Source organism: Micromonospora sicca (assembly GCF_003172935.1).
In the GTDB taxonomy this organism is placed as follows: Bacteria; Actinomycetota; Actinomycetes; order Mycobacteriales; family Micromonosporaceae; genus Micromonospora; species Micromonospora sicca.
Genome location: NZ_QGKS01000077.1, coordinates 1 through 3,096, shown reverse-complemented (window position 1 = coordinate 3,096; position 3,096 = coordinate 1). Strand labels below are relative to the sequence as shown.

General features: G+C 72.2%; 3 protein-coding genes. 1 reads left to right on the top strand and 2 read right to left on the bottom strand.

The features are described 5' to 3' along the window. The first annotated feature begins 198 nt into the window (after window positions 1-198). The gene (locus tag DKT69_RS02555; RefSeq protein ID WP_236647296.1) at window positions 199-1,635 is read left to right on the top strand and encodes a hypothetical protein; all 1,437 of its coding nucleotides are present in this window, start codon (window positions 199-201) and stop codon (window positions 1,633-1,635) included. On the opposite strand, the gene DKT69_RS02550 is transcribed toward DKT69_RS02555, so the two are convergent. Together DKT69_RS02550 and DKT69_RS02545 are read right to left on the bottom strand one after the other, a co-directional pair. Then, window positions 1,632-2,351 carry an HD domain-containing protein gene (locus DKT69_RS02550; RefSeq protein ID WP_109799993.1) on the bottom strand — a complete coding sequence of 240 codons (720 nt, stop codon included), beginning with the start codon at window positions 2,349-2,351 and terminating at the stop codon, window positions 1,632-1,634. The genes DKT69_RS02555 and DKT69_RS02550 overlap by 4 nt on opposite strands. A 107-nt stretch (window positions 2,352-2,458) precedes the next feature. Next, window positions 2,459-2,902, bottom strand: a complete 444-nt coding sequence (locus DKT69_RS02545) for an ATP-binding protein (protein WP_236647295.1) — start codon at window positions 2,900-2,902, stop codon at window positions 2,459-2,461. Window positions 2,903-3,096 lie beyond the last annotated feature (194 nt).

Genomic DNA, 3,096 nt, shown 5'->3' with positions numbered 1-3,096 from the left:
ACCAGCGGTACGCGGTCTGCGGGTGCACACCGTTACGGCGCGCCCACTCGGCAAGCTTCACAGAACGATACTAACACTCATATATTCGTATGTTTGATCACGGGAGAGTGAGCAGTTGTCAGCCCCCAGGCCGGGTGACACCACCCACCCGACCTGGTGCGGTAGCCAGCAGATCGGCGGGGCTGACGGGGCTTGCCGGTGGCGACCAGGATGGCGGGATGGGAACTCGAGTTGACCGCCCCGGAACGGGCCGTCTGGCAGGCGTTTTCTCGACGCGCGCAGGTGGACCTCGGCGACGCGGAGGATCGAGTGGTCCGCGCCGGGGTCATCCGGGCCCTGCTGCTCGGCGCCGTGCCGGCCGAGCCCGGTGAGCTGGCTGCCCTGACGCTGGTCGGCGCCGAGATAGCCGGGAGGCTCGACCTGTCGTACGCGGAGATTCCCTATCCGGTGCGGCTGAGCCGGTGCGACTTCACCGACCGGATCGAGCTGGTGGGTGCCCGCACCCGGGAGATCGACCTGGCCGGCTCACGGTTGCCCGGCATCTGGGCCGACAAGGCGGTGGTCGAGGGAAACCTCAGACTGGCCGAGGTCCGCAGCGGCCCACTTCATCTCGTCGCCGCGCGGATCGAGGGAGCGCTCGTGCTCGACGAGGCGCACCTGGTCGGTGCTCCGGCGGTCGAGGCCAGACTGCTCTCGGTCGGTCACGACATCCGGGGCGAGGGCCTGAGCTGCGAGGGGGAGGTGCGGCTGGACAACGCCGACGTCCGAGGGTCCGTGCGGCTGCTCCGGGCCCGGCTCGACAACCCGCAGGGACGCGCCCTGGCCGCCGTCGACATCACGGTGGGCGGGGTGTTCAACTGCTGCGAAGGCTTCACCGCGCGAGGTCGGATCAACCTGTCGTTCGCGGACGTGGGCAGCCAGGTCTGTTTCGAGCGGGCCTCCCTGAGCAGCGTGGCGGAGAGCACCCTCGCCTGCCGCCAGCTCCGGACCGCCGAGCTGGTCCTGTCGACCAGCGAACCGATCGACGGTGAGGTGGATCTCCGGCACGCCCGGCTCGGGGTCCTGCGGGACGACCCGAGCACCTGGCCGGCAAAGCTCCGCCTGGACGGGCTCACTTACGACACGATCCAATCGCCGGCGACCGCGGCCCAGCGGCTGAACTGGCTGGCCCGCAACAGGGACGGCTACTCCGCGCAGGCGTACGAGCAGTTGGCGGCGATGTACCGCCGCCGAGGCGAGGAGGATGCCAGGCGGGCGGTCCTGTTGCGCGGGCAACGGCACCGCCGGACCGGGCAGTCCCGGCCCGGCCGGCTGTGGGGGTACCTCCAGGACGTCACGGTCGGCTACGGATACCGCCCCGCACTGGCCGCCACCTGGCTGGTGGCGCTGCTGCTGCTCGGCACCGCGGTGTTCGCCGTAGCGCAGCCGGTGCCCCTGGACCCCGCCCGACCGCTGCACTTCCGTGCCCCCATCTACACGCTCGACCTCCTGCTGCCCCTCGTCGACCTGCACCAGGAGGCAGCGTTCGAGCCGGTCGGGGCGACGGCATGGGTGGCGTACGGGTTGATCGCCTGCGGCTGGATCCTGGTCACCACCATTGCCGCCGGCACCACCCGGGTGCTGCGCCGCGGCTAGTTCGGCTGATCGAGGATGGCGCTGAACCGCTCCTCGGCCAGGTCGAGCTGGGCGAAGATGTGCCGCTTCACCGGCGCGGACAGCGGCGTGTCCGGCCGGGCGATCAGGTCCCGGAAGACCGGCACCAGGGGGCGGTACTTGGTGGCGGAGCGGGTGACTTTCGGCCCCACCGTGTGGATCACGCCGACGCCGTTGTCGGTGAAGTCCGACATCTTGATCACCCGGGCCCAGGGCTCCCGGTCCAGGCTGGCCGCCACGTGCTCCCGGTACTGGACGTCCCTGTCCCGCTCCGGGTCGTACGCCGGGTTGGTGACCGCACCGACGAGGCGGGCGACGCGGGGGCCGAACCGCGCGGCCAGCGCGGCCAGCGCCGCCTCCGTCGGATCACCGGACGCGTCGGGGCCGGCCAGCTCCGCCGGGTGGTCCTCCACGGCGTCGTGCAGCAGGCCGGCGACGATCACGTCGACGTCGCGCACCTGGTAGTGGTGCATCATCCGGATCGCCACCCGCAGCAGGTGGTTGAGGTAGGGCTCGCGCACCCGCCGGTCGTCGCGGTGCAGCTCGGCGGCGAGATCGAGCGCCTCGGTCAGCCGCTCCCGGGCATCGGCGTCGAACGCCCGGATCTCCAGCCGGAACCGCTCCAGCAACCCCGGTTCGCCGTGGATCTCGGTGATCGCGTGCATCGGCATGGTGGCCAGGTACGCCGGAAAGTCCATGAGTCACTTATAGCTGATCTTCACCATCCGCCGGACCCCGGCGTCGGTCTTGCGACGAGAGCTGGACACGGCCCCGGCCGGCCCGCGACCGCACGGGTGACCGACGCTCAGGACCCGCCGGAGAGCCGCTTCACCATCCGGACCGTCGTCCCCTCGGACGTGCCGGAGATCGTCGCCTCGTCCATCACCCGCGCCATGATCAACCGTCCCCGGCCCCGGTCCGTGCCGCCGTCCGGGTCGCTCGCCCGCCAGCCGCCGTGGTCGCGTACCTCGATCTCCAGCCGGTCGTCGCGCAGCTCGGCCCGCGGGGTGGTGATCGCGCCGGGGGCGAACCGGTAGCCGTGCTCGATCGCGTTCGCGCACGCCGCATGGCTCCACCAGAGCAGCATCGGGATCCGGGAGGGCATGAGGGCCCGGACCGCGGACCGCAGCTCCACCGGCCAGGACTCGACGGGCCCGAGCGGGGTGGCCGCCCAGTCCCTCGCCCGGTGCGCCGCGCTCGTCGGGTCGTCCCCGGGAAACAGCTCGTCGGCGGCTGTGCCACCCGTCACGTCGGCCCCCGTCCCGTCCACGTACCCCCGGCTCGGGCGCTCGCTCGCGCGGTGACCCTCACGTCGCGGGCTATTGTCCCCGGCACGCTCGCGATTCATGCCTCGGCCCGGCGGGTTCGGGCCGTCCGGTGCGCGGGATCACCCGCCGACCGGCTGCCCCCGGGGAAGCGGCGGGTGATCCCGCGCACCGGACG